Origin of the sequence: Affinundibacterium seohonense, from assembly GCF_014284305.1 — a bacterium.
Classification (GTDB): domain Bacteria; phylum Pseudomonadota; class Gammaproteobacteria; order Burkholderiales; family Burkholderiaceae_D; genus Undibacterium; species Undibacterium seohonense.
In genome coordinates, this window is record NZ_JACOFW010000005.1 from 237,338 (window position 1) to 253,972 (window position 16,635).

11 protein-coding genes are annotated in these 16,635 nt (G+C 47.2%); 1 reads left to right on the forward strand and 10 read right to left on the reverse strand.

From position 1 onward, the window contains the following. The first annotated feature begins 37 nt into the window (after window positions 1-37). Window positions 38-415 carry a DUF779 domain-containing protein gene (locus H8K52_RS07035; RefSeq protein WP_186922176.1) on the forward strand — a complete coding sequence of 126 codons (378 nt, stop codon included), beginning with the start codon at window positions 38-40 and terminating at the stop codon, window positions 413-415. A 38-nt stretch (window positions 416-453) separates the two neighbouring features. Here H8K52_RS07035 and H8K52_RS07040 read toward each other — a convergent pair whose 3' ends face one another. The 10 genes from H8K52_RS07040 to H8K52_RS07085 form a co-directional block, all read right to left on the reverse strand. Further along, on the reverse strand, window positions 454-2,607 hold the full coding sequence (locus H8K52_RS07040) for an EAL domain-containing protein (RefSeq protein WP_186922177.1): 2,154 nt from the start codon (window positions 2,605-2,607) through the stop codon (window positions 454-456). Between the two features lie 263 nt (window positions 2,608-2,870). After that, window positions 2,871-4,397: an amidohydrolase family protein gene (locus H8K52_RS07045; RefSeq protein ID WP_186922178.1), complete on the reverse strand. Its 1,527-nt coding sequence runs from the start codon at window positions 4,395-4,397 to the stop codon at window positions 2,871-2,873. Window positions 4,398-4,430: 33 nt separating this feature from the next. Continuing rightward, window positions 4,431-5,474, reverse strand: coding sequence for a S1/P1 nuclease (locus H8K52_RS07050; protein ID WP_186922179.1), 1,044 nt, complete (start codon window positions 5,472-5,474; stop codon window positions 4,431-4,433). A gap of 61 nt (window positions 5,475-5,535) precedes the next feature. Next, on the reverse strand, window positions 5,536-7,248 hold the full coding sequence (locus H8K52_RS07055) for a bifunctional metallophosphatase/5'-nucleotidase (RefSeq protein WP_186922180.1): 1,713 nt from the start codon (window positions 7,246-7,248) through the stop codon (window positions 5,536-5,538). A gap of 200 nt (window positions 7,249-7,448) precedes the next feature. Continuing rightward, window positions 7,449-10,868: a TonB-dependent receptor gene (locus tag H8K52_RS07060; RefSeq protein ID WP_186922181.1), complete on the reverse strand. Its 3,420-nt coding sequence runs from the start codon at window positions 10,866-10,868 to the stop codon at window positions 7,449-7,451. Window positions 10,869-11,056: 188 nt separating this feature from the next. Continuing rightward, window positions 11,057-11,899, reverse strand: a complete 843-nt coding sequence (locus H8K52_RS07065) for an isopenicillin N synthase family dioxygenase (RefSeq protein ID WP_186922182.1) — start codon at window positions 11,897-11,899, stop codon at window positions 11,057-11,059. Between the two features lie 56 nt (window positions 11,900-11,955). Then, window positions 11,956-12,951: a nucleoside hydrolase gene (locus H8K52_RS07070; RefSeq protein ID WP_186922183.1), complete on the reverse strand. Its 996-nt coding sequence runs from the start codon at window positions 12,949-12,951 to the stop codon at window positions 11,956-11,958. Between the two features lie 61 nt (window positions 12,952-13,012). Further along, window positions 13,013-13,981, reverse strand: a complete 969-nt coding sequence (locus H8K52_RS07075; protein ID WP_186922184.1) for an ABC transporter permease — start codon at window positions 13,979-13,981, stop codon at window positions 13,013-13,015. Further along, complete coding sequence (locus tag H8K52_RS07080) at window positions 13,974-15,062, reverse strand: ABC transporter permease (RefSeq protein ID WP_186922185.1); 1,089 nt, start codon at window positions 15,060-15,062, stop codon at window positions 13,974-13,976. The genes H8K52_RS07075 and H8K52_RS07080 overlap by 8 nt, the downstream gene beginning before the upstream one ends. Beyond that, on the reverse strand, window positions 15,059-16,579 hold the full coding sequence (locus tag H8K52_RS07085; protein WP_186922186.1) for an ABC transporter ATP-binding protein: 1,521 nt from the start codon (window positions 16,577-16,579) through the stop codon (window positions 15,059-15,061). Before H8K52_RS07085 ends, H8K52_RS07080 begins: the two co-directional genes overlap by 4 nt. Between the last annotated feature and the right edge of the window lie 56 nt (window positions 16,580-16,635).

Below are 16,635 nucleotides of genomic sequence, written 5' to 3' on the forward strand. Positions count from 1 at the left end.
TCGATTGGTTTTTAAACTCAATGATTTGTGAGGATCTATGATTGAGCGCGTCATTGCCACACCGGCAGCCCTAGAATTAATCGCACAGTTGAAAGCAGAGCACGGCGATATCATGTTCCATCAATCTGGTGGATGTTGCGATAACAGTGCAGCCAATTGTTATTTGCCGACCGATCTGACTATTGGTGCTTATGACGTCAAACTAGGCGAGCTAGATGGCGTGCCGTTTTATATAGGCAAACTGCAATACGACTATTGGAAACACACACAACTCATACTCGATGTCATCGACGGACAAGGTGGTACATTTTCGCTCGAAGGTTCGACAGGCAAAGCATTTCATACCCGCTCACGTCTATTTACAGAAGAAGAATGGGCGCAGATAGAAACGCAAGTCATTGCCGATCTGGCCTAAGTAGAAATTCATCGCGCTAGCTGAATACAGTGGCATATTCAGGGGGCATCCGCCGTATACCCAGAAGCCATCACCAAAGGAATATCAAAGCCTGCATCCGCATGGATGGCTGATTGCCAAGGACGATGCGAACTGGTCAAAAATAAACTAGTTGCCTCGACGCTCAATGGTTTGGCGAATAAATAGCCTTGCAAAAGATCACAACCAAGATGACGTAATTGCGTCAATTGTTCTTTGGTCTCGACCCCCTCAGCAACAATCTCCAAACCCAGCTTTTTCGCCAAGCCTATCGCTGTGGCACAAATTTCTAATCCCTTGCCACCCGTGTCCATATCCCAGACAAAGCTACGATCCAGTTTGAAGGCATTAACCGGAAGTATGCGCAGATATCCCAACGACGAATAACCGGTACCAAAATCATCAATAGACAAGCGGATTCCCAGCTTCTGTAATGCGCCGAGTCGCTCAATGGCGCGCTCAGGATCTCGCATCAACACAGATTCCGTGATCTCAAGTTCGATATCACCACCACAGAGTCGGTGACGTTGCAGCGCACTGGTGACCGTCTCTTCTAAATCCGACACGAGTAATTGCTGCGCTGACAAATTGATCGCGACCCGCACGTCAGTAAAACCCATCGCCCGCCAATTCGATAACTGTTCACACGATGCATCAATCACCCAGGCACCAATCGATGCAATGATGCCCATCGTCTCTGCGAGTTGAATAAATTTATCCGGCATAACCAAACCATATAATGGATGCTGCCAGCGGATTAAGGCTTCAAGGCAGACCGTGTTGCCGCTTGTGGCTGATACTTGTGGTTGATAGCAAAGAAAAAATTCTCGATTCGCCAATGCTTCTTTCAGGGCACTTTCAAAGGCGATGCGTTCTTGCATAGTATCTTTAAGCGAGGGATGATAAAACCGAAGCTTACCGATCCCATCACTTTTTGCATCATGCAGTGCCAACTCGGCAGCAGACAGCAAATCCTCGTTCGCACTGATATTATCGGGAAATACCGCAGCACCGACACTTGATGTGATGCTCAACAAACTGTCACTCACGTAAAATGGTGAAGCCAACGCACCGGCAAGTTTTTCATAAACCAAAGTAACGCAACGCTCGGTTTTTAAGCCGCTTGCAGCGACCAGAAATCTGCCACTGCCAAGCCGGGCGACAATATCGCTATCGCGCACATTCGTCTGAAGTCGCTGTGCCACTTCGATCAGCAATTGATCACCAGCCTGATAGCCACGCGTACCGTTGACGATGCCGAGTTGATCGACATCGAAAATGAATATACCGAGCTTAGTCTGACTTTGCAGATTGAGCTCTAACAGCGCATCTAAGCTAAGTAAAGCACCAGCACGATTGGGCAAACCAGTTAACAAATCGCTGTTGAGTACGTGTTCAAATCGTTGATTATCAATTTTACGATGCTCAATTTCATGTTGCAATTCGCTATAAATCTGTAACTCTTCAATACGGCGGTTCGATACATCTTTACCCACCAAGGCCGAGAAAGACACCGCTAAAAATAAAAAACCAAAGCCGCCCAGATAAGGTAGTTTTATTACACCAGAATCGGACAAACCCGCCAACAAACCTGCAACCAACATCAAGCCCAACGCGATCCAAAACAAACGACTGGTCCGCTTCTCTCCTAAACGCGTGATCCTGATAGAAAAGAGCATTATGTAAACTAACAAAGCCAAAGACATCAGACGCATCGCACGAAACACGACAGTGGGCTCGCCAGAAAAGATCCACACCTGTTCGCCCCAAGGGAGGGTTATCAATCCATCTTGAAACACCGATTCAAATCGAAATCCATACTCGCTGAAATAGTTAAATGTGATCACACATCCAGCGAAACCAGCAACGATGTAGGCGTGACGAAACGAGCTGGGTTTATCCTCTAAAGAGGCGACCAAATACCAGGTCAAAGGGATCAATAACACGGAAAAAATATTGACCCATTTGTGCGTCAACATCGCTACAGAAAAATTGCTGGCGGTCAACTGCAAACCACAGGTCAGCTGAAACAAAGCAAAACATAAACACAGAGCGGAAAAGGTCAAGCAGGTTTTGGCGTAGGTGCTGCCACGCGCCATGATCGCCGCTTGAAATGCACCTAATGCAAACACTCCCACCGAAATAAAATACAGGGTTGCAACAGGCGTGTTCATTTCTACTTTCTTAATTAAATGACGGAAAATGCGGCAAGCAAGCCAGGTTCATCGCTTATCTCTATTGTGGAGAACAACCGAGCATGGGTGATTTAAATATATTTAATTATACTTCGATGATTTCCATAAGGCAATGATTGGTATGACCAATTTGAATACATGGTTTGAAATATAGAAGGAGTAACTTTTGAGGTGGTCTTTACAGACCGAATTGACAATGTTTGATACAGATAGAAAGATCTGCATCAAACATCAGACTAGACTCATCGCGCATTCGCTGACAGGGCCAATTTCGCTGCGGCGGCTTCAAAACGACTAAACCGTTGATCGAGTTGACGCAATTGTTGCGTCTTCTCAGTTGGACTCAAGAAGGAATAATGGATGCTGTTATAAACCGTTTGTTTCAGCACGCTATAGGAAGGCTGGTAACGGCTAGTGAAGAGAAAATATTCGTGGCTTAAATTATTTCTCGACACCGCTGCATCATCACTACTAATCACAATCGGCACTTGATGACGCAGATACATCGTCACAGGATGTGCTTGTGCCTGCAAACCCAAGATAAAAGCATTGCTACTCAGATTGATTTCTACCGCAACTTTGCGTCGCTTCAAATCTGCTAACAATTCGTCTGCTTGCTGCTCATGCATGATGTCGACACCGTGTCCGATTCGTTCTGCTCCTGCAATATGTACTGCGCCGCGAATATGATCCTGTAAGTGTTCAGGCGCAACCAGGCCAAGCTTTAATTCACCTGCATGCATTGCCAAACGCACTTGCGGAAAACGCTGCTTTAAGTAGGCAAACATCTGCATGTGCAAAGTGTAATCACGCAAGGCAACCACACCATGCTCTGGACCGACGATATTCACGCCGACAATCAAAGGATTTGACTGACTTGCCGCGAAGGCTGCAAACAAACCAGAGAAGACTTTTGATGGCGCACTGTTGCGCGAAACATAGGTCTGAAAACGCAAAGTAAATTCTGCATCGTCAATATCCGCAGCATCTGCCGTCAACTCTTTAACGAAACTCTGAATCTTATTTTGCGCAGCAGGATCTTGTGCCAGAAAATCAGCGTACTGTGCGAATGCATTTTGCATTTCACTTACGCTAGATTGGGAATGCAAGGCATCAATTTTACTGGCGAACTCAGGATGATCTGTGGCCGGTGCACTTTTCAACATGGTTTCAAGATATTGCTGGTTTTCCGCTTTCGCCTGCTGTTTGAGTATCTTCAATCCCAAATTAGTCGAGTATTTTGAGATGCCAGAAAAATAACCAAAGGTATTAAAGAAATGTTGATCAGGCGCTGGCTGCGGATGTACCTGATGCTCATAATCTTGCACCGACCATGCCGAGATTAACTCACGATAGAAGTTCGGATCTTTACGAATTGCCTCAGCACTTAAACAAGACTTACTAGCTGCTGTGATCTGTGCTAGGCGCGATTCGACCTTAAATTTTTCTAGCTTATTTGCGGCATCACTTTCACGGTAAATGCAAAAGCCATGTTGCCCCACCCAGTCAAGATACGTTTCGGCATACACCGATCCTGAATAGTGATGATGGATGTCACCACCTTTCGGCAACATCGTCATCAACATCGTTAGCTCTGCCAGTCGTGGCTGCGCGCTATTTGTCGATCTAATTAATTGCGTGTAGTACTGGCTGGTCGCATTCAAATTCTGCTTCTGTTTGCTTGGAGATATTTTCTCCTCTGATGACATTGCACCGATAGAATTAAGCGCGAGCGAACTAAGACAGACCGCAAGGATGACTTTTTTCATGATGTATTTCACTCTCTGATTTGCCGTTCTGTATTAAGGCCAAATGCTCTTTAACAAAGCAGCGAGCCGATGCCCAGCGACGGCTAACTGTTTACGCGTGACTTCCGTGCTTTCCTGAATATAGTTAGGAGGCAATTTCGAATACCAATTCGCGTATTCCACACCACGTCGATTCGTCACTTTAACTTTATCGACGATCGCAATATTGGTATAAGCTGATTTCGCCAAGTACAACCCTTCGGTTGCCCACTGTTCAGGCCAGCTAACCGGGTCGCCCTTATTCGCAGCATGCGCAGTCTGTGCGGAGATCAACTTATCCGTTAGTTCGGATACCGACTTGACACCCAAATCACGCATCACATTTTCCACCACCGTGACATCCCAATATAAATGCAGCGGCTTACCAACACGCGCAGCGTTTCCATTCGATGCTTCGGGCTTAAAATTTTTCAAATCACGGGCGGTCCAAGTTGCCTGATCTTCGATCAACAAATTATTTCCACCTTGGACATCAAATACATTCACACCGTCGACTTGTGCTTGCGTGGCTGGTGTGATGAATTGATTATCTTGGTTCAAATAGATCGCGCCGACATGCAAAGGCTGATGAATATCGCCAAGCAAATGCGCGATCATCAATAAAGCCTGACGCGGCGTGAACCGATGCGGATTGGTTTTCTCGTTGTCATTGCCTTGCAAAACCGCAATTGCTTGCTTCAAGGTTTGTACGATGTCGTGATCAGTGGTGCCAACTCCGCCAGCGACATAAGATTTATTGTCGACAGGAGTATTCGTGTAGTGGTAGGCAGCGTGCGCAGGATTTTGAATCGTGAATGCGATCATTTCGGAAGTTTGTGGACCACAAAACGTCCCTTTGGCGCAATCAGCCCAAATGGAGATCGATTGCAAACTCTCACCTGGTTGTAACAAAGCCTTCACACGCGCACCTGCATTAGTTCCGATCAACAAACGGTCTGCAATTGCGCCGATCGTTTTATGCCCTTCATCCCCTGATGCTTGCGCATTCAAGGATAACAAGGCTGCGCACAAAACCAAACCAAACTTTAACTTCTTCATGATTAACACTTTCTCGGTGTAATTAGGACGCTTCGACGACCAGATACGTTCAACTGACTAATTAATTAATACGCTTTACACGTCCAACTGGTTTATCGCTGCCGACAGGTGTCCCCGCTTGATCACGTGTTTTGATATACGACATAAACACATCGATATCTTTAATGCCGGTATCAATCACGTTTTTCCCTTGCAAGAACATCGCGACGCGATCACCGCCACCTGCAATAAAATTATTCGCAACGATACGATATTCACGCTGATCATCCAGTGCGACGCCATTCAATTTAACGCTATCAGGAATGACACGCTCGCCAACTTTACGTTTGGCATCCCAGGTATAAGTAAACCCATCCGAAACCTGCAGGACATTTCTACCATCTTGTGATTCCTCATTTAACCAGACCTGCTGCTCAAGCAAGCCGCGAATTTGTGCGCCAGTCAAACTCATCATCACTAAGGTATTCCCAAACGGGAGCACAGTCGCATTTTGTCCATAAGTGCTGATATTTCCAGCCAAGGTTTCCAGATTGCCACGTATGCCTTTATTGTTCATGAACGCAATCTGCGCCCCCATATCTTTGACGGCAGCAAGCTGGGCATCCGCGACCACATTACCTAATGCTGATTCGCCCGCTTCATTCATCTGGCGTGTAATTACCGGCACAGCAAGTCGCGCAATGGGTTGGGAGATAATGCTCTTGCTACCTTCGCGTGCCTTATGCAATAAACTAGTTAGGCCTTCTGGTGCAGGCGCAGTACCTGGCTCCATCAACATATTCTGTGCTTCGATATCGGTCACTTGATGTGTAGCACCGTCCAACTTCAGGGAGATGCGTGTTAAGAGATGTCCATACATCTGCGCTTGAGTCACAGTGCGGCCTTCAACTTTACAGACAAAACCTGTATGACTATGACCACTCACAATTAGTTTAATGGCGGGATCCAGTCGTTTCACAATATTCACAATCGGACCTTTTAATTGGGAACATGCGGGCTGATCAAAGGCTTCCGTTGTTGTGCCACCTTCATGAATCAACACCACAAAAACTTTCACGCCCATTTCTTTCAGCGCTGGAATCGTACGATTGATACCTTCCGCCTCATCGATGAAACTTAAATCCTTTACTTTGTCGCCGGCCACCATCAATGGCGTGTCACGTAATACTGCGCCGATAAAAGCAATCTTGACGCCCTTCACCTCTTCAACGTGATAAGCAGGAAAAAATGGTTTCTGACTTTGCTTATCCAAAACATTTGAAGCGATGTAAGAAAATTGTGTACCAGGAAATCGGCCATCGAACTTGCACGCACGATCTGGACGCGGTGAATCGCAACCGCCATGAATTTGTCGTTGCAATTCTTGCAGACCATGATCAAATTCATGATTACCTAAAGCACTCACACGCAACCCCATACGGCCTAAAGCATGCAAGGTTGGTTCATCGGCGAACAAGGACGAAATCGCTGGACTAGCACCAATCAAATCACCGCCACCGACAAAAATTAAATCTTTATCTTCTTTACGCCAAGCCGCTAAATTGGCACCCAAGGTCTCAATGCCACCACCAACAATCGTCTTGGAAACAGGATCTGCGCGGCGGGTAAAACTAAATTTTTCTTGTTCAAGATGTCCATGAAAATCATTGATCGCGACCAGATTCAACATGATCGGTTCAGTCTTCGGTGTGGCACATGCTAGCAGGCCACAAGACAAGATTAGAGTAAGTGCGGTTCGCGCAGACGGGAACCAGGTGTAGTGTGGTAGTTGCATAATTTTTCGCCTCACAGACGCTCTTATTTGTGTCTTGTTAGTGGCAAGAAGTCTGCGCATAAATTCGCAGACTCCAAACACCTATCATCAGTGGCCATCAAGGGTGATACATATTTAAAAAATCAAGAAGTCCAACTCACTTTAGCAAATAAAAAACGGTCGGTGTCGCCACCAACCGTTTTTAGAATGCGCATCAGTGATTAGAACTCATAACGCAAAGTAGCTTGGATTGCCCATTGAGATTCGCCCTTGATTTGACGAGTATCATAGCCTTCAACGGTTGAACGAACGTTATAGACATACTTACCTTGTGGATCTAAACCAGCGTAATCCACAAAACTACGCGCTTGCCCACCACCACTTTGGAAACCAACTTCGCTAATACGACCCCATTTTTTGTTTAACAAATTGCCAAAGTTAAACAAATCCAAAATGAAGACCGCTTTGTTGTTCTTGTAAAGTCCAGGCAACTCTTGTGTGAAACGCATATCAATACTATTGGTCCATGGCGCGAAACTAGCGTTACGTTTCACCACACCGCCCGCAGCATTCATCAAGTCGGTGTTTTGATTCACAACATTCCAGAAACGTGTTTCATTCGTTTTATCCGTCGCAGTATCGCCTCGGAATACAACTTCACCAGAACCAAACGCTTTTGGTATGTACATTAAATCGTTACCGCCAACGCCATCACCGTTCAAATCGTTGTTGACAGTCCAGCTGTATGGCTTACCACTACGACCTTCATAAAACACGCCAAACGTACTCTTCAAAGTAGCAAAGAGGGACTTTTGCCAAGTCATACTCATATTGATACGGTCTTTTACTAAGTAAGACGAGTTCGAAGCGATTTTCTCATTCGGATTGAGAGCCGCACGTGCTGCCCAGTTAGAGTTAGCGACGGAGGATGTCAAGCCGCTCACTTCAGTTGCTTCAGTGTAAGTGTACGCAGCGTTCCAACCAAAACCACTTGAGATAGGCTTAGTCAAAGACAAGGTCACTAAATTACCGCCACCTTCACTGGTTTTTGCCGCCAAGAGGACATTGTTGTAATTAGGATTGCTCAAAGCCTTGGCGCGGAAACCAGCACAAGCGCCCGAAGTTACCGTACCACCTGTAGCAGTCCAACATGCTGGGTTATAACCCTGTGGCGTGTAGAACAACTGACGACCATCGGTACCAGTCTTGGTTGCGTCACCCAAATTCAAATGTTGGTAGTAAATCGCTTGCTTGTTGCGAGTATTCAAATATTCCGCACCGAAAATCAATCCAAACCATGGCAATTGATGATCAAAAGCCAAATTGCCTTTCCATACCGCTGGCTGGCCTAGACCTGGCTGCAAGAAATCGACGTTAGCAGCTGGAGTTACACCAACAAAATTAGTTGGCTGCTTGGTTGGATCCATGCTGAATGTACCATCAACGCCTGGACATGCGGCAAAGCCGGATGTACCACAACCAATGACTCTAGTTGCAACACCCGTATTTGAGAATGGATTGGCTAACCAAACATTCGCGGCAGCACCCTGGAACAAGCCAAGACCACCACGGACTTGTGTCAAACGTGCGCTTTCGATTGCGTAGTTAAAACCAAAACGTGGTTGAACTAAATTTTGACCATCGATCGTCTGCGTGTTATCCAAACCGAATCCACCAGATTGACGAACACCCGTTGCAGCGACGCCAGCAATCATTGGCGCTGCAGCTGCCGCGTTTGCCAAAGGACGTTCACTAATGGACGGCGCATCTAAACGTAGGCCATACATGATTGTCAGACTACGATTAATCTTCCATGTGTCTTGAATGAAAGCACCTGTGTTCTTCAAAGTGAATTTGGCAATCGCATTATCTAAAGAACCACCAGCAACCGGTACTTGAACAATATAGCTATTTGGGCGGCCACGACTAAAGTTTTCTAGCACTGCGGCTTCGACTTGGGCTGCGGTTGCCTTACTGCAATCGATCGCGCCAAAACTGTAGTTTGTTGTGGAGGTGCTGCTTGTACAATTGAAATTGTAAGTCCCGTTCACGTTTTGCAAAAACGCGTTATAGACTTCATTGTTACTGTAATCGCCACCGAACTTCACTTCGTGGTTACCAACATTCCAGTTGGCGCCGAAATACACATCGGCTGTTTTGGTACGCAAGACGTTATTTTGACGACTAGCTTCTGTACCAAAATTCAGGAATCGAGATCCTGTACCAATTGTGCTTGGCGTACCAGCTGGTAAGGCACCTGCGAAATTCAAACCGATCGATGGCAAATTCGCGTTGTTTTTAGGGACGCTATCATTATCGCGTGAGGACACTTTGAATTCGGTTGAAAATTGCGGTGTCCAGTCAGAGAACACTTGCGCAACGACAGATTCAACCGTTTTATTCTGGCTCCACCAGTATGAACTTAGAGACAAACCGCTAGACGAAAATCCTGCGAATGTTGGCTCTTTTTGTTCAGTTTTTGAATAACGGAAATTAGCGCGATGATCGTCATTGATGTTCCAGTCAATCTTGATCAAAGCATCTTTTACCACCAATTCAGTACCTGCTGGAATATCGACAGAACCGATATCCGCACCGTATTTATTTTTCGCTACCGCTTGTGCACCAGAAATCGCTGATGGTGTAATGCCGACGTTCGTTTGTGCGCTACCCAATGGACCAAAAGATGGTGCGGTACGGCTGCTATTCAATTGCTCAAGACTAGCAAAGAAAAATAATTTATCTTGAATAATCGGGCCGCCAAAAGTAACACCTTTGACTTGATCTTTAAAGCCAGGCGGATCGAAGTAAGCACCGCTGGTATCGTTAAAGCGCTTACCTACAAGACTGAAGTTACGGAAAACGTAGTAAGCACTACCTTTAAAATTATTCGTACCAGATTTGGTTACCGCATTGATATTAGCCCCGGTATAACCCTTTTGCGTCACGTCATAATTAGAGACGTTAACTTGCACGGATTGAATGGCATCAATCGAAATTGGTTGTTTTGCCGTTGGCAAACCATTGGCTTCCAAACCAAACGTATCGCTGATACCAACACCATCAATGGTGATCGAGTTATAGCGTGAGTTTTGACCGCCCGCTGAAATCTCACCACGTTCTTTATCAGTTTGCGAAATACGTGGATCGGTACGTGCATAGTCAGCCAAGTTGCGCTGAATCGAACCTAAAGCGGCCAACTCTCTGGCACCAATGTTTGTGCCTGTACCCATGGTGCTGCTGTTGAATTTTTCAGGCTTATTCGCACTTCCGGTAACTTGCACAACTTGTACCGCACTGCCGATAACGGCATCGACGTTCGCAGTTTCAGCTAATTGGATAAATACGTTTTCACGCTTTTCGGTGATGCCGTCTTGTGTGATCGTAATTGTGTAAGGACCGCCAACGCGCAAACCGCGCGTCATATAACGCCCTTGTGCATCGGTCACGGTGCTGCTAACCGAACCGGACTCAGTGTGGACTATCGTCACTTTCGCACCAGCCACTGGCTTACCAACATTGCTAGTGACTAAACCACCAATACCCGACGTCGTGTTTTGCGCGATTGCCGGCACTGTAGACAGTGCGATTGCTAGACTAAACGCGAGTTTCGTCAAACGAAACTTTTGCTGTTTGTTCATAATTAATACTCCAAAGGTAAATAAACAGTTTTATATAAAAGACAAAAATTAGTTACAGCAGATATCGATATTTCCGCGCAAAAGACCTCCATTTCACCGCACTTTTGCTTCAACTCGATGACAGGCACATTTTTTTATTAGAGGGTTTATTCGAATACCACATGATTGTGGTTTTTTAATCCGAAAATTTAAACTTTAGAATGTATTTCCTGCAATCTCTCGGTTAAATACGAACCAGCAGTATGGCGTTTTGATAAGACCACTTCTGGTCGCGGATGCAAAAATAAGGGCAAAGAAACGCGCGATTTTTTCGCCTCGTCGCCAGTCGGATTTAACACGCGATGGATGGTCGATGGATAATAACCATCCGATGCTTCTTGCAGCATGTCGCCGATATTCACGATCAACATACCAAAGTCACAGGGCACATCGTGCCACTCACCATCTTTACCAACCACCTGCAAACCCGCTGCAGTCGCCGCTGGAAGAATTGTCAATAAATTGATATCACCGTGGGCTGCCGCACGGACTGCGCCGGGCTCTTCATCGCCTTGTAGTGGCGGGTAATGCAAGACGCGTAACAGCGTCTGTTCGCTGCCAGTAATCATCTGTGACAGTGGCATGGAATATTTGGCCTTCACTGCAGGTGGCGTGTATTGCTCGACCCATTGCAATAATGTCGCAGCCAATTCCGCCCCTTCTTTGTAATATCGACTGGCGGCATCTGATACTTCCGCTGGATAACGGCCCCAAGGATAAATGTGATAGAACTCTTTCAAATCTCGCTTGGTATTTCCCTTCGCGGTTTCCGATACCGCAGGCGAAAAATATCCATCAAATTTTTGCGGATCATAAGCGTATTGATGCTTGGCTTCATTTTGAAAAAATCCATACCATTCATCGTAAACCGTGTTCAATAATTGCTGCGGCAAAGGATGATTGGTGAGCACACCAAACCCGGTATTGTGCAAACTTTCGGCAAAATCTTTGGCCGCTGTTGGGCTCGTAAAATCGACAGGCGTAATCAACATCGCTGACTCCTCAAAATATGTAGAACTATTGTCTATGCTCTGCAGCACCGCACAACTTACGATACCAGTGGGGTGCGTAACCAATCTGATTGCAAAGTTGATTCAATCAGTGCCAAGCACTGCGCCGTATCGACTTGCAGACAAACCTGCGTTTCTGGTCGATGCGTTTCCCAGCCTGACTGTGCGTAGGCCAAAGCACCGCCATGTCTATCCATCATGGTCTGTCCATTGCCTAGGCCATCGAGTTGTACCCGCACCCGTCCGTCTTGGGTTTGGAACAATTCAGGTGCGACCAAATAGACAAAGGCCAAAATGTCATGACAATAGCAAGCGTGACCTAAATCAGGACGGGCGCTTTGATAGAAATCGCAATAAAAATTCACCGCGTGCAAGAGTGTCGTCATCGCCGGGTGCTGCTGATGATGCTGCGCCAAACTGGCAAAATAAGTCGACTCCAATATCACTCTATGCGTGACGTCAAGGCCCACCATCGCCAACTTCCAGCCTGCGCTAAAGACCAAGTCGGCAGCATGCGGATCGTTCCACACATTCGCCTCTGCCACTGGCGACACATTACCTGGCTCGATCACAGTACCTGCCATCAGCACCACTTGTTTAATCAATGTAGGCAGTTGCGGCTCCATCTTCAGCGCCAAGCCTAAGTTGATCAAAGGACCGACCGCGACTAGCGTAATTTCGCCTGGATATAACCTTGCCATCTTCACGATAAACTCAGCGGCCGACATCGCCTCGGCTTGCCCCGTATGCGTCAGACGTGATGGCAAATTTCCCAAACCATCATCGCCGTGAATAAAGCCCGGTGGTTTGCCTGCCGCCTTCATCAGAGGCATGGCTCCGCCCTCAGCGACCGGAATCGTGACCCCCGCCAAGCGCGTCAAATACAGCGCATTCGCGGTCGCCTGCGGCACCGTGACATTACCAAAGGTGGTAGTAATACCGACCACTTCAATCGCTGGATGCGCCATCGCGAAGTACAAAGCCATCGCGTCATCCACACCTGGATCGGTATCAAAAATAACTTTATGTGACATAGTCGTCTCGTTAAATAAACTCAAATTAAATCAAACTCAAATCTTGTTCACTTAGGTCGGTCTATCGTGATTTCACGAACGGCACACCGAGCGCCTTTGGTCCCACCGATTTTGCCATCACGCCAGCCAACACGACCACAGTCACCACGAATGGCAGCATCTGTATCAATGAGCCCGGAATCTGTCCAACCACAGGGAAAGCTACGCCCTCCATCTGAATTTGTAAGGCGGCGAAGAAGCCAAACATCAGGCAGCCGAGCGCTGTTTGCAAGGGACGCCAATTACCAAACACCATCGCCGTAAGCGCCAAAAATCCATTACCCGCCGACATATCACGCAAGAAAAATCCGCTCTGCACGATGGCCAGATAAGCCCCTGACAAGGAACACAAAACACCACCACATAGCAATGCCAAATAACGGGTTTGAGCGACATTAATGCCGGCCGCATCCGCTGCATGCGGATTCTCGCCAACAGCACGTAAGCGCAAGCCAAAACGGCTATGATTGATCAGCCAATGCAGACAAGGAATGAGCGCGAATGCCAGATACACGAGCACAGTATGTCCGCCCAAAAATTTACCGAGCAACCAATTCAAGGCAGGGATTGTTGACCACCAGTCAGCGAATGGAAAATTCCAAACCGCAAAGCGCGCCGCGCCCAAATCTGGGCTACGACCACCGAGTTGAAAGAAGTATTGCGCCAACACAAACGTCAGACCCGACATCGCGATATTGATGGCAATTCCAAACACCAGTTGATTGCCTTTTTGATTGATTGCGACATAGCCTTGCAAGAGTACGATCAGGCACGACACTAAGATCCCTGCAGCAACGCCGAGATAAGGATTTTGCGTCGCATAGGTACAGGCTGCAGCGACGAAAGCCGATGCCAGCATCTTGCCTTCCAAGGCCAAATCAATGATGCCGCTACGCTCTGCAAACACGCCAGCAAATGCGGCAAACAACAGCACCGGTGCGCTGCGGATAGTCGCCACCAAGATCGTAGAGAATTGAAAATCATCAAACATTGTTGCCCCACTTTCTATTGAGCAAACGCGAGAGCGCAGGCGCATACATGTTTTCCATGGCGCCACAGAACAAAATAATTAAACCTTGAATAAACACGAAGGTTTCAGCGGGGATATTCGATTTCTCTAACGACAAATCAAAGCCACCCTGAATCAAAATACCAAACAGCAGCGCCGACATAAAAATACCAACCGGATGCTGACGTCCCATCAAGGCCACCGCAATGCCAATAAAACCTGCACCGCTAGTAAAATTCAAACTCAAATAATGCATGGAGCCAGCCAAACTATTCATTGCGGCGGCACCAGCAAATGCGCCCGACACGAGCATCGTGACAATGATCACGGTAGCAATCGAAATGCCCGCATATTGCGCTGCGTGCGCGCTCTTGCCTGCGGCACGTAAGGCATATCCCCAACGCGTGCGCCACACGATCAAGCCGTAGGCAAACAAACAAATCACGGCGCAGATAAACGTTAAATTCAAAGGCGTATCGCCTAAGGCCGGAAGCAAAGAATTCAAACGTGGTAACCAAGCATTTTCGGCAAACACGCGACTGGCAGGATTTTGCTCGCCCACAGGAATCATGTAAGTAATGATGATGAAGTTCATCAAGGACGCGGCAATGAAGTTAAACATGATGGTCGTCACCACCACATGACTACCACGCTTCGCTTGTAAATAACCGGGGATAAACGCCCACGCCGCACCAAATACGGCAGCCGCGCTCATGGCGAGGGGAATCAAAATCCAGGCGGGCAAACTGGCATCAAATTGCAACATCACCAAAGTCAAACCCAAGCCGCCTAAATACATCTGCCCATCACTACCAATATTAAACAATCCGGCCTGCATCGCGATCGATACTGATAGACCAGTAAAAATAAAAGTGGTGGCATAAAACAGGGTATAGCCGAATCCTTCGACGTTGCCGAGCGCACTGCGCAACATGATGCCGAGTGCTTCAATCGGACTTTCACCGAGTAGATAAATCACGCCGGCGGCGACCAACATCGCCGACAGCAAATTCAACATAGGGAGAGCGACATTGGTCGCCCAGCGAGGCAAATCTGAATTCATTTGTGCAAACCACCCATTAACAAACCAATACGTGTCGTGTCGTAATCGGCGATCGACAACTCGCCCGTAATACGTCCACCCGACATCACTAAAATACGATCAGCCAAAGCTCGGATTTCTTCCAGCTCGGCTGAGACTAGGAGTATTGCCACACCAGCGTCACGCAATGCCAGCAATTCTGTGTGTATGCGTTGTATGGTGCCAATATCGACACCACGCGTCGGCTGCCCGACTAACATCAGCGTAGGGCGTGCTGCAATTTCACGCGCCAACACGATTTTTTGCTGATTGCCGCCAGATAATTGTGACAGGCGCAAATGCGAATCCAACGGACGTACTTCAAATTGCGCCAAGAGAGCATCACTGAGCGCGACACACTTCTTTTTATCTAAATAAATTTGGGTGCTTTGCTGACCCAGCAAAATGTTTTCCCAGACGGGGAATTCCTTAATCACGCCGTCACGCAAGCGATCTTCTGGTACATGCGAGACGCCTAATTTACGTAACTTGGCAGCGAGTGTCGGATCTTTTTTCTCAAAATTTAGGCGGGTATCGTGGATTTGCACATTGCCGCTAATTTTGTCGCCAGGCTGATTGCGCATGCCCGCCAAAATCTCTAATAGCTCGGATTGACCATTGCCTGAAACTCCAGCGATCGCCACAATTTCACCAGCTTGCACGGAGAAATTCACAGCACTCAATAAGTGCACGCCCTGGGCGTTTTGCAAACATAAATCGTCGACTTGCAATACGCTGACACCCGCACTCAAAGGCTGACGTGGCAATTCGGTCGCTACACTACGACCAACCATTTTATAGGCCAAGTCTTCCTGATTGGTGCTAGCTGTTTCTACAGCAGCAACCACGCCACCTGCGCGCATCACCGTAACCGCATCGGTGATCGCCAAAATCTCCGGCAGTTTATGGGTGATTAAAATCACCGTTTTACCCTGCTGTTTAAACAAACGTAAAATCACAAACAAGGCATCAGCTTCTTGTGGCGTCAACACCGCTGTCGGCTCATCCAAAATCAAAATATTCGCATTGCGATAGAGTTGTTTCAGAATTTCCACCCGCTGCTGCTCGCCCACTGAAAGCGTATTGATGCGCGCGTCGAGCTTGATCTCTAATCCATAATCGGCACACAGGCTGGCCAACTCCAACGCAATTCGGCTGCGCTGTGAACGTAGGCGAAAACCACCTTCCATCCCCAGCATAATATTGTCCAATACTGTCATATCTTCGACCAGCATGAAGTGCTGATGCACCATCCCAATGCCGAGTTCAATCGCGGCATGACTATTACGGATGTTCCGCACTTCGCCATGAATGAGGATGTCACCGGCATCGGCCTGATAATACCCATACAAAATACTCATCAGGGTCGATTTACCAGCACCGTTTTCACCAATAATGCCGTGTATCGTGCCTCGCGCAATCGCAAAGCTGACGGCGTCATTCGCCAACACCTTACCGAAGCGCTTTGAAACTTGACGAAATTCTACTGCTGTGGACATATTCTCAAATGTAATTGGGGCTTTCCTGACCACTGCTCTGTTCATACAGCGATGAA